The sequence below is a fragment of the Micromonospora sp. NPDC057141 genome (assembly GCF_042670805.1).
Classification (GTDB): Bacteria; Actinomycetota; Actinomycetes; order Mycobacteriales; family Micromonosporaceae; genus Micromonospora.
Map to the genome: position 1 here is coordinate 56,686 of NZ_JBHUVA010000023.1, position 25,575 is coordinate 82,260.

Here is a 25,575-nt window from a genome sequence, read left to right on the forward strand (position 1 = left end):
ACCTACCGGGCAATTCGTCCCGTAGGGCTCAGGGGAGGGTGACGGGCAGCTTGATGCCGTCCAGCGCCTGCCCGCACGGGCAGTCCCGCCCGGCCGGCAGGGCGGCGACGGCGTCCAGCAGCACCCCGCGCAGCCGGTCCGTGTTCTCGCCGAAGACCCGGAAGACCTCCTCCTGGGTGACCGACTCACCCGCCTCCACGCCCGCGTCGAGGTCGGTGACCAGCGCGATCGGGGTGTAGCAGAGGGCCAGCTCGCGGGCCAGCACCGCCTCCGGGTGCCCGGTCATGTTGACCACCGCCCCGCCGATCGCGGTGAACCAGCGCGACTCCGCCCGGGTGGAGAAACGCGGCCCCTCCACGACCACCATCGTCCCGCCGTCGACGGCCGACACGCCGCGCCCGGCCGCCGCGTCCAGCAGCGTCCGGCGCCCCACCGGGCAGTACGGGTCGCCGAAGGCCACGTGCACCGCGCCCCGGTCGTAGTAGGTCTGGACCCGGCCGGTGGTCCGGTCGATCAGCTGGTCCGGCACCACGAACGTGCCCGGCCCCAGCTCGGGCCGGAGCCCGCCGACAGCGCACGGGGCGAGGACCTGGCGCACCCCGAGCGACCGCAGCGCCCACAGGTTCGCCCGGTACGGAATCAGGTGCGGCGGGTGCCGGTGGTCGCGCCCGTGCCGGGGCAGGAACGCCACCCGCCGGCCGCCCACCTCGGCGATCGTGACCGGGTCCGAGGGGTCGCCGTACGGCGTCTGGACCCGGTGCTCGGTCGCGCCCTCCAGCAGGGCGTAGAGCCCCGACCCGCCGATGACCGCGATGTCCGCCGTCGGACCCATCGTCGCCCCCTTCGATCCCACTCGATCACCCACCGGTCAGACCTTAGCCAGCGCCCCGGGCGCAAGCTATGGTGCCAGGCATGGCGTTGACAGCACGGATGAGCCCGGCGTCCCGTGTCGACCGGGGCCGGCCGGCCACCCCCCGCGCCGGCCGCGGCGGTCCCGCCCGGCCGGGCGGCGTCGCCGTCCGGGCTGACCGTTCCCGCGTCCCGGCGCGCGGCTGACGGATGTCGGACATGCAGGGAGAGGACCAGGCGATCGGCGGGCGGGCGATGGACTCGATGACCGGACGGCTGCTGGTCGCGACCCCCACGCTCAAGGACCCGAACTTCGACCGTACGGTGGTGCTGCTCGTGGCCCACGAGCCGGGTGGCGCGCTCGGCGTGGTGCTCAACCGGGCCACGGAGGTGCCGGTCGCCGACGTCCTCGGCGACTGGAGCGACCTGGCGCGGGACCCGGCGGTGCTCTTCGAGGGCGGCCCCGTCCAGCCCGACTCGGCCATCTGCCTGGCCCGGATGCGCAACCCCGTCAAGCGGCTGCGCGGCTTCCACCAGGTCTCCGGCGCGGTGGGCACGATCGACCTCTCCGTCGACCCGGAGCGGCTGCGCGAGAGCATCGGCGGCATCCGGGTGTTCGCCGGCTACTCGGGCTGGGGCGCGGGTCAGCTGGAGCAGGAGATCGAGGACGGGTCCTGGTTCGTCCTGGACGCGCTGCCCGGCGACGCGTTCGTCGACCGCCCCGACGACCTGTGGCCGATGGTGCTGCGCCGGCAGGGCGGGATGATGGCCGCCGTGGCCCACTTCCCGCCCGACGTGGCGCTCAACTGATGCGCGCGGGGGAGGGGCCCCGCGAGATGACCATGCGGGCGGGCGTGTGTATAGTTCTCTCCGTGCCCGGGTGACCGGGAGCGACAGCAAGGGGCCGTGGCGCAGCTGGTAGCGCACCACACTGGCAGTGTGGGGGTCAGGGGTTCGAGTCCCCTCGGCTCCACCGACCGCACCATTGTGCGAACCGGTGGTTGATCTTCGTGCGTGCCCCCGTCCGGGTCGGGCGGGGGTATTGTCGTGTCGGTGGGGATCTTGAACACGGGTACGACTCCCTGGTCGGTGAGTTGGACTTCGGCGATGAGGGCCTCGATGGCGGCTTTGCGCTCGGTGGCGCTGCCGCTGGTCATGATGGTGGTGAGCTGGTCGCGGATGCGGGCGACGGTGCCGGGTGGCGGGGGCTCGGGCTGGGCGGTCAGGCCGGCGTCGAGTTCGGCATGCCGGGTGTGGAGTTGGGCGAGTCGTTGGCGGAGGTCGCGGATGCGGGGTCCGGCGGTGGCGTCGTCCATGGTGCCGTTCTCGAACGCCGTGTGATAGCGGTCGATCGCCGCTTCGGTGGTGGGGTTACGGTGTCGACCGTGAACGGCGGCGGCGTGCCCCAGGGCCGGTAACGGCGTACCTGGGTCATCAGCACGCAAGCGGCCGTGGCGGTCGCCAGCAGTCCTACGCTGATCACGATCGTCGTCGTCGGGATGCGGACCAGGAAAATGGTGCTGACAAGCTCGACGGCGATCAGCACGATGAGCACGGTTCGGATCGTCCGCCGCGACATGCGCGAGTAGATCAGGGTGCCCAGCGGGGCGCCGATCACGACGATCGGGATCGCGGCCTGCCAATACTCCGTCACCGGTGCCACGAAGGTGCCGAGCAGGACGGCATGGGAGAAGAACGCGGTAATCGAGACGACCGTCATCAGGATGACCGTCGTCGGCGTGGCGATCTTCTCGGAGACGCGGAAGAGCAGGACCATGACGATGAACATAACCGTGTTCTCACCGACGCCGACCAGGCCGCTGACCAGCCCGCCGACGAAGCCACCAATGGCGATGACGATACGTTCGCCCGTACCGTAGGGCATCACCTGGGTGTTGTGGGATTCATTGCGGCGCAGTTGTTGCACGATCAGGGCGATGCCCAGGGCGGTGAGCAGCACCGTGAAGTAGGCGCGGATGCTTGCCATCGGCAATCCCTGCGCCGCGAACAGGGTGGTAAGAAGGACTCCGACCATCCCGGCGGGCGCGCCGATCTTCAGGACCCTACGTTCGATTGGTGCTCGTAGAAACAGGATGCTGAGCGACGCGGCGGTCATGCCGACGCTCTGGATCGCGTACGTGAACAGTCGGGCGTCGGTGGCGGGGATCTCCAGGACCTTGGTAAAGACGGGGAATGCGACCGCGCCACCGCCCTCGCTGGTCCCGCCGCCGACGAGTGAACCGAACACCATCGTCACCGCTATGCGCCAGTGTTCCCGGAGATGGCCGATCGCGGTGACGCCGCCGACTGCGAACCAGGCAAAGATCACCACCACGGCGATGCCAAGATTGAACAGCAGCGCCGTCCGAAGGTTCCGAAGGTTCTTACGGGCGGGCAGGTCGTCAACGGTCATGGGTAGTTGGTCGCTCGGCCGTTGAGTAAGTTCCGTCCGCCGAACAGTAGCGCACGCTCGAAGAATTCCTAGCCGTCGACAGAGCCTCGGCGTCCCGTCGCCCGCGGTCCGGTAAGCCGCGGCGCCACTGCCGATCAGCGGACTGGGGGGTCAGGGGTTCGAGTCCCCTCGGCTCCATCGACCGTACTATTGTGCGAACCGGTGGTTCATCGTGAGTGCCCCCGTCCGGTTGGGTGGGGCGGTGCCCTGATCTCAGCTCCCTCACGCGTCCGGCGGCGACCGGTCAGTCGATGGTGATGACCAGGTTGCCTCGCACGTCGCCGTCGGAGAGGCGCTTGAAGGCGGCGCGGGCCTCCGGCAGGGGCATGGTGTCGTCGATCAGGGGTCTGAGACCGGTCGTGCTCATCAGCGTGAACAGGCGCATGTACTCCTCGCGGGTGCCGCTGAGCGAACCCACGATGTTGATCTGGTGGAAGTAGACGCGGTGCAGGCGGGCGGGGGGAACGTCGCCGGTGGTGGCCCCCGCGACCACGACCGTGCCGCCGTGGCGGACGCTGCGCAGGGAATGGTGCCAGGTCGCCTTCCCGACGCCGTCGACGACCGCGTCGACCCGCTCCGGCAGGTCGGTGTCGTGCTCGAACGTCGCCGCGGCGCCGAGCCGGCGGGCTATGGCGCGCTTCTCCGGCGTCCGGCCCGTCGCCCACACGCGCAGGCCGGAGGCCGCTCCGATCGAGATCAGCGCGGTGGAGAGGCCGCCCGCGGCGCCCTGGACGAGGACCGTGTCACCCGGTTGCAGCCGCGCCTTCGTGAACAGCATGCGGTAGGCCGGCAGCCAGGTGCACACCAGACAGGCGGCCTCCTCCCAGGTCAGGTGGGCCGGCACCGGCAGCAGGCCGGAGCGGGGGGCGGTGAACTGCTCGGCCAGCGTGCCGGGACGCGCCCCGGACAGCTGCGCGGCCGGCAGGTGCAGCGTCTCGTCGCTGGCGCCCGGCGGCGCGTCGAGCAGGGGATACAACAGCACGCGCCGGCCGTCGGGATCGAGGCCGGCCGCCTCGCATCCCAGGATCCGCGGGTACTGGTCGTGGTTGAGGCCCACACCGCGCAGGGTCCACAGGTCCTTGTGGTTGAGCGACACGGCTCGCACGTCGACGCGGACCCAACCGTCGGGGACGACCGGGGTGGGGCGCTCGCCGACGACGAGAGCGGAGAGCGGATCGTCCGGGGTCGGCGCCGAGGCGTACACGGCCCTCATGCTGTCGCTGGGCATGAGGCCAAGCTAACGGCGGTCGTCGGGCCGTCACAACGGGTGCGCGGCGGTCTTACCAGAGTAGGGGATGGCGGGCGTCGGCAACTTTTCTAGCCTCGATTCGTCCGGTGAACGGCGGGCGAGCGAGGAGAGGTTCCGACATGGCCGAACCGATCACGTACCTGGAGCACTGGGACCGCACGGACGCGTTCGACCCGCCGGAACTGCTGCGGGAACTCGCCGTGGAACAGCCACTGGCCAGGATGGTCTACCCCGACGGGCACGTCGGCTGGCTGGCGACCGGGCTCGACGTGGCCAAGGAGGTGCTGAGCAGCCCGGTCTTCAGTCACAACTTCCACTCCGCGCACTTCCCGGTCACCAAGAAGGGGCAGCCCTTTCCGTCCATGCCGATCATTCCGGGCATGTTCATCCACATGGACCCGCCGGACCACACGCGCTACCGCAGCATGCTGACGGGCGAGTTCACCACGCACCGGATGGCCGTGCTCGGCGAACGGATCGAAGCGGCGGCGGCGGAGCAGGCCGCGGCGTTGCGCGCGCTGGGCCCGCCCGCCGACCTCGTCACCGGGTACGTGCAGCCGCTGTCCCGCCGCGTCCTGTGCGACCTGGTGGGCATCCCGGACGAGGGCGGCCCGATCCTCGCGGCGCTGTCGGAGACCGCGAACGACGACGCCGTACCGGTCGAGGAGGAGTTCGCCGCGGGGCACCGGGCGTTCCTCTACCTGCGGGACCTGGTGGGCAAGGAACGCGCCGACCCCGGCGACTCGATGATGGGCCGGCTGACGGCCGTACCCGGCCTCACCGACCGGGAGATCACCAACATGCTCCTCATCGTCTTCGTGGCCGGCCTCACCACCTGCGAGGGGGCGCTGGCCGCCGCCACCCTGGCGTTGCTGCACCACCGCGAGCAGCTCGACGCGTTCCGGGCCGCGTGCGCCGAGGGCACCGGCGTGGAGGCGGCCGTCGAGGAACTGCTGCGCTACACCACGGTCAACCAGTACCAGATCTTCCGCACCGCGCTGGAGGACGTCCACGTGGGCGGCCAGCTCGTCCGCAAGGGCGACACCGTCACGGTCTCGCTGCCGGTCGCCAACCGCGACGCGCGCCGCTTCGCCGCCCCCGACCTGCTGGACCTGAGCCGCGACGCGTCCGGGAACGTCGCGTTCGGCTACGGCGTGCACATCTGCCTCGGTCAGCGCCTGGCCCGCGCCCTGCTCGCCGTCGCCCTGCGTACGCTGGTCGTCGGCCTTCCCGGCCTCGCCCTGGACGTGCCCGTCGGGCAGGTGCGGCTGCGTGCCCGCACGCCCGTCTTCAGCGTCCACGACCTACCCGTGCGGTGGTGACCGCGCCGCAGGGCGACGTCGACGTCCTCGTCGTGGGGCTCGGCCCGACCGGCGCGACGCTGGCGATCATGCTCGCCCAGCGCGGCTGGCGGGTCGCCGTCGCCGAACGACGGCCGGAGCCCTACCCGCTGCCGCGCGCCACCAGCTTCGACGGTGAGACGGCCCGGCTGCTCGCGGGTACGGGCATCGGCGCGGAACTGCGGGAGCTGTCCCTGCCCGCCACCGGCTACCAGTGGCGCGACGCCCGCGGCCGGGTGCTGCTCGACATCGGGTTCTCCCGCACCGGCCGCTACGGCTGGCCGGACGCGAACACCATGCACCAGCCCACGCTGGAGGCCGTCCTCACCCGGAGGCTCGCCGAGTTCCCGCAGGCGCTGCTGTGGCGCGGCCACCGGGTCGTGAGTCTGGCGGAGCACGGCGACCGTGTCGTCGTCGGCACCGAGAGCGTGGACGGCGAGGCGCACACCGCCACCGCGCGCTGGGTGGTCGGCTGTGACGGCGCGAACAGCTTCGTCCGCGAGTGGCTCGGCGTCGGCGTCACCGACCTCGGCTTCTCCTACGACTGGCTGCTGTGCGACGTGGAGCTGACCGGCGACCGCGAGTTCGTGCCGACGAACCAGCAGCTGTGCGACCCGGCGCGCCCGACGACGATGGTCGGCAGCGGCCCCGGGCGCCGGCGCTGGGAGTTCATGCGGCTGCCCGGCGAGGACGTGGCGGAGCTGCGGACGGAGGATGCGACGTGGCGGCTGCTCGCCCCGCACGGCGTACGGCCCGGGTCGGCCCGGCTGCTGCGCAGCGCGACCTACACGTTCCGGGCGATGTGGGCGGAGCAGTGGCGGGCCGGGCGGGTGCTGCTCGCCGGGGACGCGGCGCACCTGATGCCCCCGTTCGCGGGCCAGGGCATGTGCTCGGGCATCCGGGACGCGGCGAACCTCGGGTGGAAACTGGACCTCGTGCTGCGTGGCGCCCCGGACGTGCTGCTGGACACGTACACCGTCGAGCGGCGCGGCCAGGCCCGTCAGGCGATCCGCGAGTCGGTGAAGCTGGGCCGGGTCATCTGCGTGACGGACCCGGCCGCCGCCGCCGACCGCGACGCCGCGATCCTGGCCAACGCCAGGCCGGGGCCGTCCGCCCCGGAACCCGCGAAACCGCTGGCCGAAGGGCTGCTCAGCCGGCTGCCGGAGACGCTGGCCGCGGCCCGGGGCGACGTGGTGCCGCAGGGCCGGGTCCGCGTGCGCGGGCGGACGGGACTCTTCGACGACCTGGTGGGACGCGGCTTCGTGCTGCTCACCACAGGCACACCCACCGCTGCGTCCACCGTGGTCGAGCCCGCCGCGCCGCCGGCCGCCCCAGGGCTGGACGTCGTGCCCGCGCACCTGGCGGCGGGGGCCGTCGAGGACGTCGACGGCGGCTATCTGTCCTATCTGGCCGGGCTCGGCGCGGCCGCGGTCCTGGTCCGCCCGGACTACCACGTCTTCGGCGCGGTCGCGGACCACGCCCGGGTCCCCGCCCTGCTCGCGGACCTGGGGAGGCAGCTCAACGCGGCGTGAGAGCCCAGGGTACGGTGAGTCGTCACAGCCGTCCCGTTGAGGCAGGTTCATGGAATTCGGGCTCATCAGCCTCGCGGACCTCACGTCCGAGCCGCGCGCGGACCACCCGGTCGCCCCCGACGAGCGGATCCGCCAGATCATCCGCCTCGGGCAGCTCGCCGAACAGGCCGGCCTCGACGTCTTCGCGGTCGGCGAGCACCACCACCCCAACTACGCGGTGACCTCGCCCGCCGTGGTGCTGGCCGCGGTCGCCCAGGCCACCGAACGCATCCGCCTCACCAGCGCCACCACCCTGATCGGCGTCCTGGACCCGGTGCGCGTCTACGAGGACTTCGCGACCCTCGACGCGCTGTCCGGCGGTCGCGCCGAGATCACCGTGGGGCGCGGCGCGTTCCCCGAGCCGTTCGACCTGTTCGGCTACGACATGGACGACTACGACGCCCTGTTCACCGAACACCTCGACCTGCTGCTGACGGCCACCCGGCAGCAGTTCGTGAGCTGGCAGGGCACCCACCGGCCCGCGCTGCTGGGCTCCTGGGTCGGCCCCCGCGCGGTGCAGCAGCCGCTGCCCGTCTGGGTCGGCGTCGGCGGCAACCGGGGCAGCGTGCTGCGGGCTGGGGCGCTCGGGCTGCCCGTCGCGGTCGCGGTGACCCCCGGTTCGACGGCGCGGCTCGCGGAGAACCTGGCCGCCTACCGGTCGGCGGCGGCCGAGCACGGCCACGACCCCGTCGCGACCCGGGTGGCGACCATGAGCCAGTCCTACGTCACCCCGCGCCCCGACGGGGTCGCGGACTACTACCCGTACTGCGCGGAGTATCTCGACCTGCACTCGCGGGGTCGGATCGTGCTCGACCGCGACGGCTTCGACCGGCACGTCGCGGGCTGCGAGCCGCTGCTGGCCGGCGACCCCGCGCAGGTCACGGAGAAGATCCTGGAACAGCATCGCCGGCTGGGGCAGCACCGCCTGCTGCTCCAGGTCGACGCGGGCGGGCTGCCCTTCGCGGACGTCGCCCGCACCGTCGAGCTGCTCGGCAGCGAGGTGGTGCCGGCGGTCCGGGCCGCCCTGGCCGCCGGCGACACCGCTGGCGACACCGCCTCCGGGCAGACGACAGGAGCACCGCGATGACCACCACGGATCCCGACGAAGCCACCGTCGTCCAGCTGCGCGCCGCCGGCTGCGTCTTCGCCGAGGACGAGGCACGGCTGCTCGTCGAGGCCGCGCGGACGCCGGAGGAACTGCACGACCTCACGCGGCGGCGGGTGCTCGGCGAGCCGCTGGAGGTGATCCTCGGCTGGGCCGAGTTCTGCGGGCTGCGGGTCGTCGTCGAGCCCGGCGTGTTCGTGCCCCGCCAGCGCACCACCTACCTCGTCGAGCAGGCCGTCGCCGTCGCCTCCCCGGGCGCGGTGGTGGTGGACCTGTGCTGCGGGACCGGGGCGATCGGCGCGGCCGTCGCGGCCCGCGTGCCCGGCACCCGGCTGTACGCCTCCGACGTCGAGCCCGCATCGGTGCGCTGCGCCCGCCGCAACCTCGAACCGATCGGTGGGCACGTCTACGAGGGCGACCTCTACGACGCCCTGCCGGCCGGGCTGCGGGGCACCGTCGACGTGCTGATCGTCAACGCGCCGTACGTGCCCACGGACGAGATCGCCATGATGCCGCCGGAGGCGCGCGAGCACGAGCCCCTGGTGGCGCTCGACGGCGGCGTCGACGGCGTCGACGTGCACCGCCGGGTGGCCGAGGGCGCCGCGCGGTGGCTCGCCCCCGGGGGGCACCTGCTCATCGAGACCGGTGCGGGCCAGGCCGACCTGACGGCGGCGGCGATGTCGGCGCACGGGCTGGTGGCACGCACCTCCACCTCCGACGAGTGGTACTGCACGGTGGCGGTCGGCCAACGGACCGACGACTGTCAATCTGAGGGATAGGGGCCCGCGCTCCTCTGCCGATACGTTCCTGACTAGCCCTGGCGTGTCAGGCACCGGCATTGGAGGAGCACCGTGCCACAACCCGACCACTACGTACGCCAGATCCTCGCCAAGCTGCACGAGAACCCCGGCGGCACGGCGCTGATCTCGCGTGGCGAGCCCGTGCGCGCCGGGGACCTCGCCGCCTCGGTGGAGACGGCCGCGTCGGCGATGCACCGGCACGGCATCGGGCCGGGCAGCCTCGTCGCCGTGCTGACCGACCCCAACACCTCGGCCACCCTGCTGCTGCGGTGGGCGGCCAACCTGCTCGGGGCGACGGTGGTGCACATCCGTGGCGTCAACGCGGTCAACCCCGACGAGGAGCTGCCGCTCGCCGTGCAGCGGGAGATCCTCGCCTCGACCCGCCCCGCGATGCTGGCGGTCGACCCGGCCAACGTGGAGCGCGCCCGGTCGCTGTGCGCGCCGCTCGGCGCGGCGCCCCTGGTCGCCGCGCTCGGCGCCGCCGGGGACGCCGTCGACCTCACCACGGGCGCGTCCTCCTTCGACCCGCGGATGGTGCGCGACGGCGACGTCGCCGTCGTGATGTTCACCAGCGGCTCGACCGGCCGGCCCAAGGGGGTGAGCTGGAGCTTCCGGGTCAAGAACGAGATGGCGCAGGCCCAGGCGGCGCACGGCCAGCAGGTGACCCTGCTGATCACCGCGCCGTTGACGCACTCCGGCGGGTCGTCGGCCGACGACACGATCGTGACCGGCGGCCTCGTCGTGCTGCACCACGGCTTCGACCCGGCGGCGGTGCTGGCGGCGATCGGCGAGCACCGGATCAGCCGGCTGGTGCTGGGTTCGCCCCAGGTCTACGCCCTCGCGGCGCACCCGGACACCGACCACACCGACCTGTCGAGCCTGCGCGAGGTGTTCTACACCGGCAGCCCCGCCTCCCCGGAACGCCTCGCGGAGGCCGCGAAGATCTTCGGACCCGTGCTGATGCAGGTCTACGGCACCAGCGAGACGGGGCTCATCAGCCTCCTACTGCCGCACGAGCACCTCGACGCGGGGCTGCGCCGCACGGTCGGACGCCCGCCCGCCGCGGTGAAGGTCGGCATCTGCGACCCGGGCACCGGCGAGGCCCTGCCCGCCGGTCAGGCCGGCGAGGTGTGCGTGACCGGGCGCTGGCGCATGGAGCGCTACTGGAACGAGCCGGAACTCACCGCCGCCACCATCCGCGACGGGCACGTGCGCACCGGCGACATCGGGCACTTCGACGAGGACGGCTACCTGCACCTGCACGGCCGCCTCGCCGACGTGATGAAGGTCAACGGCATCAAGGCGTACCCGGACGCGGTCGAACGCGCGCTGATGGATCACCCGTCGGTGGCGCAGGCCGCCGTCTTCGGGGTGGAGGACACCAACCGGGTGGAGCGCATCGTCGCGGTCGTCGCGCTGCGCGACGGCGAGCACGTCGACGTCGCCACGCTGCGGGAGCACGTCGCCGTGGTGCTGTCGCCCAGCCACGTCCCCGCCGAGATCGAGTTCCGGGACACGCTGCCGGTCACCGGCCCCGGCAAACCCGACCGGGGGCTGCTGCGCGCCGACGTGACCGCCGTGATCACCCGGCGGCTGCGCGCGGAACAGGAGGCGCGGGAGCGGCTGCGGGCGGAGCTGGCCACGGTGGAGCCGACCCTGGTCGGGACGCCGTCGCAGGGCGCCCCGGTCCTCGTCGAGCTGCCCGGGGTGGTGGGGGAGGAGATCGTCGCGTACGCCAGGGGGGCGGGGCTGCCCGCGCGTGACGTCGTGCACGCCGCGTACGCCGTGGTGCTGTCCTGGCTCACCGGGCAGGACCGCGTCGCGTTCGGCAGCGACGACCCCCGCGACGGCGTGGTGGTACGCGTCGCGGCGGCCGGCACCTTCGCGGAACTCGTCTCCTCGGTGCGCCAGGTGCGGCGGATCCGTGACCTGGCCGCCGCGAGCCCGCTCTTCGACACCGCCGTCCTCGTCCTGCCGGAGCACGCCGACGCCCGCCGGCACCGGCCGGGTACCGGCACCAACCTGGCCGTGGCCGCGCAGCCCGCCGGCGACGGCCTGCGGCTCGCCGGGTGGCACCAGCCGGGAACCGACGCCGGGGCCGTCCTCGGCATGCTCGCCACCATTCTGGAGGCCGCCGGAGCGGACCCGGGCACGCCGGTGGGACGCCTGCCGATGGCCGCCGAACCCCAGCGGCGGCAGATCCTGGACAGCTGGAGCCACGGCGCGCCGGGGCCCGAGCGGCAGGTGCTGACGGCGCTGCTCGACCGGCCCGTACGCGAGACCCCCGACGCCGTCGCGGTGGTCACCGGGACCGAGACGATCAGCTATGCCGCGCTGTCGGGCCGCGCGAACCGGCTGGCCCACCTGCTCCGCGCCCGTGGCGCGGCACCGGGAACGCTGGTCGCCCTCGCCCTGCCGCGCTCGGCGGACCTGATCACCGCCGTGCTCGCCGTGGCCCGCACCGGTGCCGCGTTCCTCGTCGTCGACCCCGGCTACCCGGCGGACCGGATCGCCTTCATGCTCTCCGACGCCCGCCCGATCCTGGTGTGCGCCAGCGGCGCGGCCTCGACCGCCCTGCCCGCCGGCGACCCGACGCTGGTGCTCGACGACCCGGCCGTGCGGTCGGCGTGCGACCGGGCGCCGGACGCCGGCCCCGACGGCGACGACCCGGCACCGGCGCTGACGGACGTCGCCTACGTCGTCTACACCTCCGGCACCACCGGCCGGCCCAAGGGCGTCGCCGTCACCCACTCGGGGCTGAGCGCCCTGACCCGGTCCATGGTCGACGGCATGGACCTGCGGCCGGGAAGCCGGCTGCTCCAGTTCGCCTCGCCGAGCTTCGACGCGTTCGTCGCCGAGCTGCTCGGCGCGTTCGGGGCGGGATCCGCCCTGGTCGTCGCGGGGGACACCGCCCTGGCTGGCGAGGCCCTGGCCGGGGTGCTCGTCGACCACCACGTCGACCGGGTGCTGCTGCCCCCGGTGGCCGCCGGGTCGATCACCCCCGACGACGCGCCGGGCGTGCGCGGCATGATGACGGCGGGGGAGGCGTGCCCCGCCGACCTCGCCGCCCGCTGGGCGCCGGGCCGCCACCTGGTCAACGCGTACGGCCCGACCGAGGTGACCGTGTGCGCCACCACCAGCGGTCCGCTGACGGGCGAGGGCGTGCCACCGATCGGGCGGCCGATCGCCGGCACCACGACGTACGTCCTCGGGCCCGGCCTGCAACCGGTGCCGCCCGGCGTCACCGGTGAGCTGTACGTCGCCGGTGCCGGCGTGGCCCTCGGCTACCTCGGACGACCCGGCCTGACCGCCGCACGCTTCGTGGCGGACCCGTTCGCCGACGACGGCTCGCGCATGTACCGCACCGGCGACCTCGTCTCCTGGTCGCCGGACGGCATGCTGTTCTTCCACGGCCGCCGCGACGAGCAGGTCAAGCTGTACGGGCACCGCATCGAACTCGGCGAGGTCGAGGCGGTGCTGTCCGGCCACCCGGCGGTGAGCCGGGCGGTCGCGTCCGTCCGCCCGGTCGCGCCCGACCGCAGCCAGCTCGTCGCCCACGTCATCCCCGCCGACGGCGCCTCGCCCGACGGCGCGGAGCTGCGCGACTACGCGGCCGGGAAGCTGCCCGCCTTCATGGTGCCCGCCGCCGTCGTGTTCACCGACGACTTCCCGGTCACCCCGGCCGGCAAGCTGGACCGCCGGGCCCTGCCGGAGCCCGCCGCCGCGTCGGCGCGGCCCGCCGTGGGCCTGACCGGCGCCCAGCGGGCGTTCCGGGCCATCTTCATGGACCTGCTCTCGGTGCCCGACGCGCAGGCCGACAGCAACTTCTTCCAGCTCGGCGGCGACAGCATGCTCGCCGTCACGCTGATCCAGCGTGCCCGCGACGCGGGCTACGCGCTCTCCCCGCGCGAGATCATCGACCACCCGACGGTCGCCGGGCTGGCCGCGGTCGCCACCAGCGTCGCCCGTCCCATCGAGCCCGAGGCCCAGGAGAGTCCCTCATGATGACCCCGCACCCGGTGGTGTCGCCGGACGACCTCGCCGACGTCGACCTCGCCGATCCCCGCCTGCACGCCGAGTACGACCTCAGCGCGGTGTGGCGGCACCTGCGCGGGCGGCGCGAGCTGTACCACCAGCCGGCACGGGGCGCGCAGCCCGGCTTCTGGGCCGTCACCCGCTGGGAGGACGCCAACGCCGTCTACCGCGACAAGGAGCACTTCACCGTCGAACGCGGCAACGCGCTCAACACGCTGCTGGCCGGCGGCGACCCGGCGGCCGGGACGATGCTGGCGGTGACCGACGGCATCACGCACTCGCGCATCCGCAACCTGCTGATGGGGGCGTTCTCCCCGCGCATGCTCGACGACATCCGGGCGAGGGTGCGGCAGACCGTCGACGAGCTGCTCACCGCCGCCATCGAGAAGGGGGAGTGCGACTTCGTCCGCGACGTCTCCGGCAGCATCCCGCTCGGCGCCATCTGCGACCTGCTGGGCGTGCCCCGCTCCGACCGGCAGTACCTGCTGGACCGCACGTCGCAGGCGTGGAGCTCCGACGAGGCGGACGCGCCGCCCGAGGACAGCTGGGCCGCCAAGAGCGAGATCCTGCTCTACTTCTCCGACCTGGCCCGCTCCCGGCGGGGCAGCGACGACAACGACGTGGTGACGCTGCTCGCGAACTGCCGCATCGACGGCGAGCCGCTGAGCGATGCGGAGGTCATGGCCAACTGCTACGGCCTGATGATCGGCGGCGACGAGACCGGCCGGCACGCCATCACCGGCGGCATGCTCGCGCTCATCGAGCACCCCGACCAGTGGCGGGCGCTCAAGAACGGCGAGGTGGACCCCGCCGTCGCGGGCGAGGAGCTGCTGCGCTGGACGGTGCCGTCGCTGCACGGTGGCCGCGCCGTCACCGCCGACGTCGAGATCGACGGCCAGACGCTGCGCGCCGGCGACATCGTCAGCGTGTGGATCGCGTCGGCCAACTTCGACGACGAGGTGTTCGGCGACCCGGACCGGTTCCGGCTCGACCGCGCACCGAACAAGCACCTCACGTTCGCCGTGGGCACCCACTACTGCCTCGGGCACTACCTGGCGCGCATCGAGATCGAGGAGATGCTCGACGCGCTGCGCCGCCGGGTGTCGCACGCCGTGCAGACCGGCCCGGAGAGCTGGATCTATTCGAGCATCCTGCACGGGATGAGCTCGCTACCGCTGGCGCTGAAAGCCGAGAGCGTCGACCTGGCCTAGAAGGAGCCCGCATGCCGCACGCGTTCGACGACGAGGACGCGAGTTTCCTTGTCCTGCTCAACCACGCGAGGCAGTACTCGCTGTGGCCCGCGTACGCCGACCCGCCGACCAGCTGGACCGTCGCCGCCGGCCCCGCACCACACGCCGAATGCCTCGCCTACGTCGAACAACACTGGACCGACCTGCGACCGGAAGGGTCAGGTGCACCTCGATGAGCAGTTCGCTGAGGGGACCGCTCCCCATCGTCCCCCAGGACAGCACGGATGCCGGCGAGTTGTACGCCACCTCGCTGGTGCGGATGGCGGCCCTGCCGGCCACCGTCGACGAGGTCCTGCGGGAGATGGAGGATGTCGCCCGCGAGGAGCAGATCCCCGTCGTGGGCCGCCTGGAGGGCATGCTCCTCCAGACACTGGCGTCGCTGCCCGGCCCGTCGACCCGCCGCATCCTCGACATCGGGACGGCCATCGGATATTCGGCGATCTGGCTGGCACGTGCCCTCGCGCCGGGCGGGCGGGTCACCACCATCGAGATCGATCCCGTACGGGCCGAGCGGGCCGCCCGCTTCATCGAGCGGGCCGGCTACGCCGACCGGGTCGACGTGCTCGTCGGCGACGCCTTCGACATGCTGCCCGAACTGGGCGAGTTCGACGTCATCTTCCAGGACGTGATGAAGCACCGCTACTTCGGCGACGACCCGTCGAAGGCCGCCGAGCTGCTCAAGCTCTCCAAGTCCCACCTCGACCCGCAGGGCGTGCTGTTCATCGACAACGCGTTCTGCGGCAACCACGTCCTCGACGAGGGCGACCCGGACTCCATCGAGGCGCGCGGCGTCCGGCTGATGAACGAGCTGCTCGCCCAGGACGCCGACTTCACCAGCGTCATCCTGCCGATCAGGGACGGGCTGTGGGTCGCCCGCCGCTCGTGACCGACGCGCCGCCCGGCGGGCCGGAGGCCGAGGAGCTGGTGCGGTTCGTCCTCGCACCGGGCACCGTGGACGACCCCTTCGCGTACTACCGGCGGCTGCGGGGCATCGCACCGGTCCACCGCAGCACCACGCTCGGCGTGACGCTGCTCTCCCGCTTCGCCGACTGCCAGCGGGTGCTCACCGACAGCCGGACGTTCCCGGTCGTGGACGTGGCCTGGATGCGGGCCAACCAGCCGCAGCGTGGGCCGTCCCCGGCGCAGGAACAGTTCATGTCCTCCCTGTTCTTCCAGAACCCGCCGGCGCACACCCGCCTGCGGCGGCTGCTGGCGCGGGGATTCAGCGCGCGGCAGTTGCTGTCCCTGCGGGATCCCGTACGCGACGAGGTGGCGCGCGTGCTGGACGGCCTCGCCGAGGCCGCCAGCGGGGCCGCCGCCGTCGACTTCCAGCAGGTCGTGGCCGTCCCGCTGGCGTTACGGGTGCTCGGCGGCCTGCTCGGGGTGCCCGTGGCGGACCAGGGCCGGACGTGGGAGCTGCTCCGGGAGGCGATCCCGGGCCCACCCGCGCCGGGCACCGACCCGGCGCAACTCGGGGAGCTCCTCCGCCGCGCCGCGACGGCGTCGGAGGAACTGGTGGGCTACTTCTCCGAGCTGGCCGCCGCCCGGCGGGTGGACCCGGGCGACGACCTGATCAGCGCCTGCACCGCCGAGCACGCCGACGACCCGGACGGGCTCACCGACCGGGAGCTGGGGCTCGCGATCCTGCCCATCTTCGGCTCCGGCGTCACCACCCTGAGCGACACCCTCGGCAACGCGGCGTACGCCTTCGCCACCAATCCGCGGCAACTGGCCCGCGTCCGCTCCGAGCCGGCGGCTGCCGCCGCCGCGACCGCCGAGGTGCTGCGCTACGGCGGCAACTACCACATCGCCCGCCGCTACGCGTCGCGCACCGTGGAGTTCGACGACGTCACGGTGCCCGAGGGCTCCGTCGTCGTGGTGCTGCTCAGCTCGGCGAACCGCGACCCGGCCCGCTACGCCGACGCGGAGACGTTCGACGTGGGCCGTCCCGAGATCGCCACGCTCGCGTTCGGGGCGGGCATCCACCACTGCCTCGGCGCGGCGCTGGCGCGGCTCGTGCTGGAGGAGTTCTGCGCCGCCCTGCACCGGCTCCCGGCCCTGCGGCTGGCCGGTGCCGCGCGGTGGCGCCCGTCGCTGCTCTTCTTCGGCCCGATGTCGCTTCCGGTGTCGACCTCGCTATCAGCCTGAGGGATGCCGCCGCGGCGGCCCGGTACCTAGCGTCGGTCCCGAGGCACACCGCCGCGCCGGCGGGACCTTGCAGCTCTGGAGGACGAACGTGGCTATGCCGGAACACGACCTCATCAAGGCGCTCCGGGAGTCGGTCAAGGAGACGACGCGGCTGCGGCAGCGCAACAACGAACTGGTCGCCGCCGCCCGCGAACCGATCGCGATCGTGTCGATGGGGTGCCGGTTCGCGGGCGGCATCGCGGGCCCCGAGGACTTCTGGACCGTGGTGTCGCAGGGCGTCGACGTCTACACCCCGTTCCCCGACGACCGGGGCTGGGACCTCGACGGCCTCTACGACCCGGACCCGGACACCCCGGGGACGACGTACGTGAACCAGGGCGCGTTCCTGCACGACGCCGCGCAGTTCGACGCGCGGTTCTTCGGCATCTCCCCGCAGGAGGCGCTGGCGATGGACCCGCAGCAGCGGCAGCTGCTGGAGGTGAGCTGGGAGACGATCGAACGCGCCGGCATCGACCCGCGCAGCCTGCGCGGCTCGGACACCGGCGTGTTCGCCGGCGTCGTCCACCAGGACTACGCCCCCGACCTTGCCGGCGCCGAGGACTACCTCAGCCTCGAACGCGCGCTCGGCAGCGCGGGTGGCGTCGCCTCCGGCCGGATCGCCTACTGCCTGGGGCTGGAGGGGCCGGCCGTCACTGTCGACACGATGTGCTCGTCGTCGCTGGTGGCCATCCACCTGGCGAGCCAGGCGCTGCGGCGGGGCGAGTGCGAGCTGGCCCTCGCCGGCGGTGCCACCGTGATGGCGACCCCCGGCGGCTTCGTCGGCTTCGCCCGCCAGCGGGGCCTGGCCGCCGACGGGCGCTGCAAGTCGTTCGCCGCCGGTGCCGACGGCAGCAGTTGGGCGGAGGGCGTCGGCGTGCTGCTGCTCGAACGGCTCAGCGACGCCCACCGCAACGGGCACCCCGTTCTCGCCGTCATCCGGGGCTCCGCGATCAACTCCGACGGCGCCTCCAACGGGCTGACCGCCCCCAGCGGGCCCGCGCAGCAGCGGGTGATCCGGCGGGCGCTCCAGGCGGCGGACCTGTCGCCCGCCGACATCGACGCGGTCGAGGCGCACGGCACCGGCACCTCGCTCGGCGATCCGATCGAGGCGCAGGCGCTCTTCGGCACGTACGGGCAGGGCCGCGACCCGGGGCGGCCGCTGCTGCTCGGCTCGGTCAAGTCCGTGATCGGCCACACCCAGGCGGCGTCCGGCGTCGCCGGAGTCATCAAGACCGTGCTCGCCCTGCGGCACGGGCACCTGCCGGCCACCCGGCACGTCGACGCGCCCACCCCGCAGGTCGACTGGTCGCCGGGCACCGTGGAACTGCTGCGCGAAGGACGCGACTGGCCCGCCACCGACCGGCGCCACCGGTGCGGCGTCTCCGCCTTCGGCGCCAGCGGCACCAACGTCCACCTGATCCTGGAGGAGGTGCCACCGGCGCCGGAGACCGAGGCGCCCCGGGAGCAGGACGGCCCGCTGCCCTTCGTCGTCTCGGCCCAGACCGCCACCGCCCTCGCCGAGCAGGCCCGCCGGCTCGCCGGCATCGTGACCGACGACGCCCCGCTCGGCAACATCGCCGCCACCCTGGCCACCGGGCGCGCCCGCATGAGCCACCGCGCCGTGGTCGTCGCGCAGCGCCCCGGCGAGCTCCGCGACGGCCTGGGCCTGCTGGCCGACGGGCGCACCGGCGGCGACACGATCGCCGGGACGGGCCCGGCAGGCGAGCCGGGCCAGCTCGTCTTCGTGTTCCCGGGACAGGGCACCCAGTGGGTGGGGATGGGCCGGGAACTGCTGGACAGCTCCCCGACCTTCGCCGCCCGGGTCGCGCAGTGCCAGGAGGCGTTCGACCCGTGGCTGGACTGGTCGGTCGCGGACGTCCTGCGCGGCGGCGGCCCGAGCCTCGACCGGGTCGACGTCGTCCAGCCGGCGTGCTTCGCGGTGATGCTCGGCATGGCGGCGGTGTGGACCGCCGCCGGGGTGGTGCCCGACGCGGTGCTCGGCCACTCGCAGGGCGAGATCGCGGCGGCCTGCGTGGCCGGGGCGCTGACCCTCGCCGACGCGGCCCGCGTCGTGATCCTGCGCAGCCAGGCCATCGGCGAGAAGCTGCCCGCGGGCGGCGGCATGGCCTCCGTGGAGCTGCCCGCCGACGACGTCGCCGCCCTGATCGGGCCGTGGGGGCGGCGGTTGCAGATCGCGGCGGTCAACGGGCCCGCCGCCGTCGTCGTCGCCGGGGACGGCACCGCGCTCGACGAGCTCGCCGCCCGCGTCGCCGGCCGGGACTTCCGGTTCAAGCGGATCGCCGTCGACTACGCCTCCCACAGCCACTACGTGGAGGCGATCGAGCCGGTCCTGCGCAACGACCTCGCCGGCCTCGCCCCGGCGGCGCCGCGCATCCCGTTCTACTCCACCACCGAGGGCCGGTGGCTCGGCGCCGACGACCGCCTCGACGCCGACTACTGGTATCGCAACCTGCGCGGCACCGTCCGTTTCGCACCCGCCGTCCGTGACCTCATCGCCCAGGACCACCGGGTCTTCGTCGAGCTGGGCGCCCATCCGACGCTGCTGGCCGCCGTCACCGCGACGGCCGACGCCCTGGACGCGGACGTCACCGCCGTCGGCTCCATCCGGCGCGACGACGGCGGCCGGTCGCGGCTGCTGCGCTCCATGGCCGAGCTGTTCGTGCGCGGCGTGCCGGTGGACTGGCAGACCCTGACCCCCGGCCGCGCCGCCGAACCCGCCCCGCTGCCCACCTACCCGTTCGACCACCAGCGGTACTGGATCACCATGCCCGGGACGCGGACGAGCCCCGAGGCGCTGGGGCAGACGTCCAGCGACCACCCGCTGCTCGGCGCCGTGGTCGACCTCCCGCACAGCGACGGGCTGGTCCTCACCTCCCGGCTGTCGCTGGCCACGCACCCCTGGCTGGCCGGTCACCGCATCCAGGACGCCGTGCTCGTGCCCGGCACCGTCTACGTCGACCTCGCCATGCGCGCCGGCGACGAACTCGGCTGCGGCACCCTCGACGAACTGGTCATCGAGGCGCCCCTGCCGCTGCCCGACAGCGGCGGCGTCCGGATCCAGGTGGCCGTCGGAGGCACGGACGCCACCGGCCGGCGACCCGTCCAGGTCTACAGCAGCGGGGAGGCCGCGACCGGCTGGACCCGCCACGCCACCGGCCTGCTCTCCGCCACCCCGGCCGGCGGCGGCACGGTCGACCTCACCCAGTGGCCGCCAGCCGGCGCGCGGCGCGAGGACCTCGACGGCTTCTACGCCGGCCTCGCCGCCCGTGGCTACGACTACGGCCCGGCGTTCGCGGGCCTCACCGCCGTCTGGCGGCGCGGCGAGGAGATCTTCGCCGAGGCCGCCCTGCCGCCCGGGCACGACGCCGACGCGGACAGGTTCGGCATCCACCCCGCCCTGCTCGACGCCGCGCTGCACGCCAACGCGTTCCACCGCCGCGACGACGAGCGCAACGTCCTGCCGTTCGCCTGGAACGGGGTCCAGCTCCACGCCACCGGCGCGCGTTCCCTGCGCGTGCGGGTGGCCCCGTGCGGCCCGGACGCGCTGTCCTTCGACGCCGCCGACGAGCACGGCGTCCCGGTGCTGACCATGGAATCCCTCGTGTCGCTGCCGGTCGCCGACCTCGCCGCCGGGCCGGCACCCGACTCGCTGTGGCAGCTCGACTGGACGCCCCTGCCGCCGTCGAACCCGGGCGCGAGGGGCCGCTGGGCCGACGTCGCCAGCTCCGGCGACGTCGCCCGGATCGCGCTGGCCGTGGAGAGCGGCGACGAGGCGCCCGAGACTGTCCTGTTCGACCTGACCGGTGGCGGGTCCGGCACGGACCCGCTGCCCCTGCTGCACCGGGCGCTCGGCGTCGTCCAGGCCTGGCTCGCCGAGCCCGTCCCGGACGGGGTGCCGCTCGTCGTGGTCACCCGGGGAGCCGTGCCGGCCGGCACGGCGGTCACCGACCCGTCCGGCGCCGCCGTGTGGGGGCTGCTGCGGTCCGCGCAGGCCGAGAATCCGGGCCGGTTCGTGCTGGTCGACGTCGGGCCCGACGCCGACCGGGACCGGGCGGTGCTGCTCGCGCTCGCGGCGGGCGAGCCACAGACGGCGGTACGGGCGGACACGGTCTGCGCCCCGCGCCTCGGCCGGGCGCGCCGCACCGAGCCGGAGACGCCCGTGGGGTCGCTCGCCGACGGCACCGTGTTGATCACCGGTGGGACGGGCGTGCTCGGCCAGCTCCTGGCCCGCCACCTGGTCGAGCGGCACGGCGTACGCCACCTCGTGCTCGCCAGCCGCCGTGGCGCGGACGCGGACGGCGTCTCTGCGCTGGTGGACGAGCTCGGCGGGCGGGGTGCGCACGTCCGCGTCGTCGCCGGTGACCTCACCGACCGGGCCACCCTCACCGTCCTGCTCGACGACGTCCCCGCCGACCGTCCGCTCTCCGGGCTGATCCACGCCGCCGGCGTGCTCGACGACGCCACCATCGCCGGCCTCGACCCGCGCCGCCTGGACGCCGTCTTCCGGCCCAAGGCCGCGGTGTTGCGCATGCTCGACGAGTTGACCCGCACCCGCCCGCCGGCCCTGTTCGCCGCGTTCTCCTCGGCGGCGAGCGTCTTCGGCTCGGCGGGGCAGGGCAACTACGCGGCGGCCAACGCCTACGTCGACGCGCTCGTGTCGGCGCGCCGGGCCGCCGGCCTGCCCGCCGTGTCGCTGGCCTGGGGCCTGTGGGAACCGGAGACGGGGATGACGGGCACGCTCGCCGACGTCGACCGCACCCGGATGAGTCGCGGCGGCGTACGACCGATGCCCGCCGCCGACGCGCTGCGCATCTTCGACGCCGCCGTCGACTGCGCCGACGACCTGTTGATCCCGATCCGGCTCGACCTCGGCGCGCTGCGCGCCGACGCGGCGGCCACCGGGACCGTGCCACCGTTGTACCGGGCGCTCGTGCGCGCCCCGCGCCGGGCCGTGCGGGCTGCGGGCGGCGGCGCGGGCGGCACCCTGAGCCGCCGCCTGGCCGGCCTGTCCACGCCGGAGCAGACCGAGCTGCTGCTGGGCATCATCCGGGCGGAGGTGGCGACGGTGCTCGGCCTCGACACGCCGGACTCCACCCTCGACGCGCAGCGCTTCGGCGAGATCGGATTCGACTCGCTCACCGCCGTGGAGCTGCGCAACCGGCTCTCCGCGGCCACGGCCGTCAAGCTGCCCGCCACCCTCGTCTTCGACTACCCGACGCCGGTCGCGCTCGCCCGCTACCTGCTCGAACGCGCGGGCGAGGTCGCCTCGGCCGGGCCCGCGCCGGTCGCCGCCGTTCCCGCCGTCGCCGACGACCCGGTGGTCGTCGTCGGCATGGCGTGCCGCCTGCCCGGGGGCGTGGCCAACCCCGACGACCTGTGGCGGCTGGTCGCCGAGGGCCGCGACGGCATGTCGGGCTTCCCGCAGGACCGTGGCTGGGACCTTGGCGGCCTGTTCGACCCCGACCCCGACCAAGCCGGGACCTCGTACGTGCAGCGGGGTGGCTTCCTGCACGACGCGGGGAACTTCGACGCCGCCCTGTTCGGCATCTCCCCGCGCGAGGCGCTGGCCATGGACCCGCAACAGCGGCTGCTGCTGGAGAGCACCTGGGAGGCCCTGGAGTCCGCCGGGATCGACCCGTCCTCGCTGCGCGGCGAGCGCGTCGGCGTCTACACCGGCCTGTCCATCCACGACTACCTCGGCTCGCTGACCGACGTCCCCGAAGAGCTGGAGGGCTACGTCACCACGGCCACGGCGGGAAGCGTCGCCTCGGGCCGGGTGGCGTACTCGTTCGGCCTGGAGGGGCCCGCGATGACGGTCGACACCGCCTGCTCGTCGTCGCTGGTCGCCATCCACCTGGCCGCCCGGGCGCTGCTCGCCGGCGAGTGTCGGATGGCGCTGGCCGGCGGCGCGGCGGTGATGGGTTCCCCGGTCGGCGTGCTGGGCTTCTCCCGCGCGCGTGGCCTGGCCGCCGACGGCCGGTGCAAGCCGTTCTCGGCCGCCGCGGACGGCACGGTGCTCTCCGAGGGCGTCGGCGTGGTGCTGCTGGAACGCCTGTCGGAGGCGCGCCGCGCCGGGCACCGGGTGCTCGCCGTCGTCCGTGGTTCCGCGATCAACTCCGACGGCGCCTCCAACGGCCTCACCGCCCCGAACGGGCCGGCGCAGCAGCGGGTCATCCACGCCGCCCTCGCCGCCGCCGGGGTCGCCGCCGGCGACGTCGACGTGCTGGAGGCGCACGGCACCGGCACCTCGCTCGGCGACCCCATCGAGGCCCAGGCGATCGTCGCCACGTACGGGCGCGACCGCGAGCCGGACCGCCCCCTGTGGCTGGGCTCGGTGAAGTCGAACCTCGGCCACACGCAGGCCGCCGCCGGGGTGGTCTCCGTCATCAAGATGGTGCAGGCGCTGCGGCACGGGACGCTCCCGCCGACCCTGCACGCGGACGAGCCGACCCCGCACGTCGACTGGTCCGAGGGCACCGTGGCCCTGCTCGACCGCGGCCGGCCGTGGCCCGGCGGCGACCGGCCACGCCGGGCGGCCGTCTCGTCGTTCGGCATCAGCGGCACCAACGCCCACCTCGTCCTGGAACAGGCGCCGCCCGCCCCCGCCGCCGAACCCATCGAGGCTGGTGAACCCAGCGAAACCGGCGGGGTCGCGCCCTGGCTGCTGCCGTTCGTCCTGTCCGCGAACAGCCCGGCTGCCCTCGCCGGGCAGGCCCGCCGCCTGCGCACGGCGGTGGCGGCCGGCACCCCGCTGCCGGCCGCCGCGCGTACGCTGCTCGGCGCGCGGGCCCTGCTCGGTCACCGTGCCGTGATCGCGGCGGCCGACAGCGACGCGCTGCTGGTCGGGCTCGACGCCGTCGCCGCCGGCGAGAGTGCCGCAGACACCGTCGTCGCGGAGGTCGCCCCCGGCGCGGCGTCGTCGCTGGTGTGCGTGTTCCCCGGTCAGGGCGTCCAGCACCCCGGCATGGGGCGGGGCCTGCACGACCGCTTCCCCGCCTACGCGACGGCCTTCGCCGACGTCTGCCAGCGTCTCGACGTGCACCTGGCCGGCGACGTCGCGCTGCGCGACGTCGTGTTCTCCGAGCCGGGCAGCCCCGAGGCGGCCATGCTGGACCAGACCGCCTACACCCAGGCCGCCCTGTTCGCGACCGAGGTCGCCCTGTTCCGGCTGATCGAGTCCTGGGGCGTGCGTCCCGCCCAGCTGATCGGGCACTCGATCGGCGAGATCGCCGCCGCCCACGTCGCCGGCATGCTCTCGCTCGACGACGCGGCGCTCGTCGTGGCCGCGCGGGGACGGCTCATGCAGGCGCTGCCGCCCGGGGGCGCGATGGTCGCGGTCGCCGCGACCGAGGACGAGGTGCGCCCGCTGCTCGGCGCCGGCGTCGACCTCGCCGCCGTCAACCACCCCTCCTCGGTGGTGCTCTCCGGCACCGCGGAGGCCGTGCACGCCGCAGCGGACAGGCTGCGCGCCGAGGGACGCAAGGTGACCGCGCTGCGGGTCTCCCACGCGTTCCACTCGGCGCTGATGGAACCCATGCTCGACGCGTTCCGCGCGGCCGTCTCCGCCGTCACCTGGCTGCCCGCGCGGATCCCGGTCGTCGGCCTCGCCGACGGCGACCCGTCCGGCGTCGACTACTGGGTGGAGCACGTGCGGGGCACCGTACGCTTCGCCGCAGGCACCCGTACCGCGCTGGACCGGGGCGGCCGGCTCTTCGTCGAGCTGGGCCCCGGCACGTCCCTGTCGGCGGCGGTGGCGCACACGGGTGCGGACGCGGGCGTGCCCGCCGTCTGCGCCCCGACCCTGCGCGACGGCCGCGACGAGGTACGCGGCACCGTCACCGCGATGGGTGAACTGTTCGCGCGGGGCGTGCCGGTCGACCTGGCGGCGCTGCTGCCGGCCGACGCCGACCTGGCCGACCTGCCGACGTACGCGTTCGACCACCGGCACTACTGGCTGCGCGAACCCGGGGGCCGGGGGAGCGCGGCCGGGCTCGGCCTCACACCCGGCAACCACCCGCTGCTGTCGGCCGTGGCAGCCGTCCCGGACACCGGCGGCCTGATCGGCACCGCCCGGTTGACGGCCGCGTCCTGCCCGTGGCTGACGCCCGGCGACCCGGTGCCGCCGGCCGCCCTCGTCGACCTGGCGTTCCGGGTCGGCGACGAGGCCGGTTGCGTCGTGCTCGACGAGCTGACCGTCGACGTACCGCTCGTCCTCGCCCCGTCCGCCGCGGTGCGCCTGGAGGTCCTGGTCGGTGCCGCCGACGACGCCGGGCGTCGTCCGGTGACCGTCTACGGCACCCCGGACGGCTCCACCGCCCGGGTGCGGCACGCCACCGCGACGCTCTCGCCGGCCGCCCCGCCGACGCCCGCCCGGGACCACCGCCCGTGGCCCCCCGCCGGGGCGGCACCGGTCGACGTGCGGGCGGGCCGCGCGGAGCTGGTGGCGGCGTGGCGGTACGGCGACGAGGTGTTCGCCGAGGCGGCCCTCGACGACGACGCCACGGACGCCTTCGGCCTCGACCCGCGCCTGCTCGACGCGGTGACGGGTGCGATCGGCTTCGCGGGCCGGTGGGACACGGTGGTGCTGCACGCGACCGGCGCCCGGAGCATCCGGGCCCGGTTCACCCCGCTCGGCGGCGACCGCTGGGCACTCGAGGCGACCGACGGGACCGGAGCGCCGGTGCTCACCGCCGGCTCCTGCACCGTGGCACCGCCG

General features: G+C 74.3%; 14 protein-coding genes and 1 tRNA gene. 12 read left to right on the top strand and 3 right to left on the bottom strand.

The window, feature by feature from the left end; translation table 11 throughout:
* Positions 1 to 28: 28 nt before the first annotated feature.
* Complete coding sequence (locus ACFT41_RS15060) at positions 29 to 832, bottom strand: S-methyl-5'-thioadenosine phosphorylase (RefSeq protein WP_377583624.1); 804 nt, start codon at positions 830 to 832, stop codon at positions 29 to 31.
* A gap of 236 nt (positions 833 to 1,068) precedes the next feature.
* Between ACFT41_RS15060 and ACFT41_RS15065 the strand changes: the two genes are divergently transcribed.
* Complete coding sequence (locus ACFT41_RS15065; protein WP_377583627.1) at positions 1,069 to 1,659, top strand: YqgE/AlgH family protein; 591 nt, start codon at positions 1,069 to 1,071, stop codon at positions 1,657 to 1,659.
* A gap of 90 nt (positions 1,660 to 1,749) precedes the next feature.
* A tRNA-Ala gene (locus ACFT41_RS15070) sits at positions 1,750 to 1,822 on the top strand.
* 249 nt (positions 1,823 to 2,071) lie between these two features.
* On the opposite strand, the gene ACFT41_RS15075 is transcribed toward ACFT41_RS15070, so the two are convergent.
* Both ACFT41_RS15075 and ACFT41_RS15080 read right to left on the bottom strand, forming a co-directional pair.
* Entirely contained in the window at positions 2,072 to 3,262 is a 1,191-nt protein-coding gene (locus ACFT41_RS15075) for a TSUP family transporter (RefSeq protein WP_377583630.1), read from the bottom strand.
* Positions 3,263 to 3,545: 283 nt separating this feature from the next.
* Positions 3,546 to 4,529 (bottom strand): zinc-binding dehydrogenase, encoded by a 984-nt coding sequence (locus tag ACFT41_RS15080; RefSeq protein WP_377583633.1) that lies wholly within the window; start codon positions 4,527 to 4,529, stop codon positions 3,546 to 3,548.
* Positions 4,530 to 4,669: 140 nt separating this feature from the next.
* Here ACFT41_RS15080 and ACFT41_RS15085 point away from each other — a divergent pair, with 140 nt between their 5' ends.
* The 10 genes from ACFT41_RS15085 to ACFT41_RS15130 form a co-directional block, all read left to right on the top strand.
* The gene (locus ACFT41_RS15085) at positions 4,670 to 5,872 is read left to right on the top strand and encodes a cytochrome P450 (RefSeq protein ID WP_377583636.1); all 1,203 of its coding nucleotides are present in this window, start codon (positions 4,670 to 4,672) and stop codon (positions 5,870 to 5,872) included.
* Complete coding sequence (locus ACFT41_RS15090) at positions 5,869 to 7,422, top strand: bifunctional 3-(3-hydroxy-phenyl)propionate/3-hydroxycinnamic acid hydroxylase (RefSeq protein WP_377583639.1); 1,554 nt, start codon at positions 5,869 to 5,871, stop codon at positions 7,420 to 7,422. The genes ACFT41_RS15085 and ACFT41_RS15090 overlap by 4 nt, the downstream gene beginning before the upstream one ends.
* 49 nt (positions 7,423 to 7,471) lie before the next feature.
* Positions 7,472 to 8,548, top strand: coding sequence for an LLM class flavin-dependent oxidoreductase (locus ACFT41_RS15095; RefSeq protein ID WP_377583642.1), 1,077 nt, complete (start codon positions 7,472 to 7,474; stop codon positions 8,546 to 8,548).
* Positions 8,545 to 9,345: a putative protein N(5)-glutamine methyltransferase gene (locus tag ACFT41_RS15100; RefSeq protein WP_377583645.1), complete on the top strand. Its 801-nt coding sequence runs from the start codon at positions 8,545 to 8,547 to the stop codon at positions 9,343 to 9,345. Before ACFT41_RS15095 ends, ACFT41_RS15100 begins: the two co-directional genes overlap by 4 nt.
* 72 nt (positions 9,346 to 9,417) lie before the next feature.
* Entirely contained in the window at positions 9,418 to 13,371 is a 3,954-nt protein-coding gene (locus ACFT41_RS15105) for an amino acid adenylation domain-containing protein (RefSeq protein ID WP_377583648.1), read from the top strand.
* Positions 13,368 to 14,612 carry a cytochrome P450 gene (locus ACFT41_RS15110; RefSeq protein WP_377583651.1) on the top strand — a complete coding sequence of 415 codons (1,245 nt, stop codon included), beginning with the start codon at positions 13,368 to 13,370 and terminating at the stop codon, positions 14,610 to 14,612. The genes ACFT41_RS15105 and ACFT41_RS15110 overlap by 4 nt, the downstream gene beginning before the upstream one ends.
* Before the next feature lie 11 nt (positions 14,613 to 14,623).
* On the top strand, positions 14,624 to 14,827 hold the full coding sequence (locus tag ACFT41_RS15115) for an MbtH family protein (RefSeq protein WP_377583654.1): 204 nt from the start codon (positions 14,624 to 14,626) through the stop codon (positions 14,825 to 14,827).
* Positions 14,824 to 15,537 (top strand): O-methyltransferase, encoded by a 714-nt coding sequence (locus ACFT41_RS15120; protein ID WP_377583658.1) that lies wholly within the window; start codon positions 14,824 to 14,826, stop codon positions 15,535 to 15,537. The genes ACFT41_RS15115 and ACFT41_RS15120 overlap by 4 nt, the downstream gene beginning before the upstream one ends.
* The gene (locus tag ACFT41_RS15125; RefSeq protein ID WP_377583661.1) at positions 15,516 to 16,799 is read left to right on the top strand and encodes a cytochrome P450; all 1,284 of its coding nucleotides are present in this window, start codon (positions 15,516 to 15,518) and stop codon (positions 16,797 to 16,799) included. The genes ACFT41_RS15120 and ACFT41_RS15125 overlap by 22 nt, the downstream gene beginning before the upstream one ends.
* A gap of 94 nt (positions 16,800 to 16,893) precedes the next feature.
* The coding region (locus ACFT41_RS15130; RefSeq protein ID WP_377613833.1) for an SDR family NAD(P)-dependent oxidoreductase at positions 16,894 to 25,575 on the top strand (8,682 nt) is incomplete at its 3' end.

Bases quoted from the DNA above. Each gene is read 5' to 3' on its own strand.
- ACFT41_RS15095 (WP_377583642.1), top strand. From the start codon at position 7,472: ATGGAATTCGGGCTCATCAGCCTCGCGGACCTCACGTCCGAGCCGCGC.
- ACFT41_RS15115 (WP_377583654.1), top strand. From the start codon at position 14,624: ATGCCGCACGCGTTCGACGACGAGGACGCGAGTTTCCTTGTCCTGCTC.
- ACFT41_RS15120 (WP_377583658.1), top strand. From the start codon at position 14,824: ATGAGCAGTTCGCTGAGGGGACCGCTCCCCATCGTCCCCCAGGACAGC.
- ACFT41_RS15080 (WP_377583633.1), bottom strand. From the start codon at position 4,529: ATGCCCAGCGACAGCATGAGGGCCGTGTACGCCTCGGCGCCGACCCCG.
- ACFT41_RS15075 (WP_377583630.1), bottom strand. From the start codon at position 3,262: ATGACCGTTGACGACCTGCCCGCCCGTAAGAACCTTCGGAACCTTCGG.
- ACFT41_RS15065 (WP_377583627.1), top strand. From the start codon at position 1,069: ATGCAGGGAGAGGACCAGGCGATCGGCGGGCGGGCGATGGACTCGATG.
- ACFT41_RS15085 (WP_377583636.1), top strand. From the start codon at position 4,670: ATGGCCGAACCGATCACGTACCTGGAGCACTGGGACCGCACGGACGCG.
- ACFT41_RS15100 (WP_377583645.1), top strand. From the start codon at position 8,545: ATGACCACCACGGATCCCGACGAAGCCACCGTCGTCCAGCTGCGCGCC.
- ACFT41_RS15110 (WP_377583651.1), top strand. From the start codon at position 13,368: ATGATGACCCCGCACCCGGTGGTGTCGCCGGACGACCTCGCCGACGTC.
- ACFT41_RS15060 (WP_377583624.1), bottom strand. From the start codon at position 832: ATGGGTCCGACGGCGGACATCGCGGTCATCGGCGGGTCGGGGCTCTAC.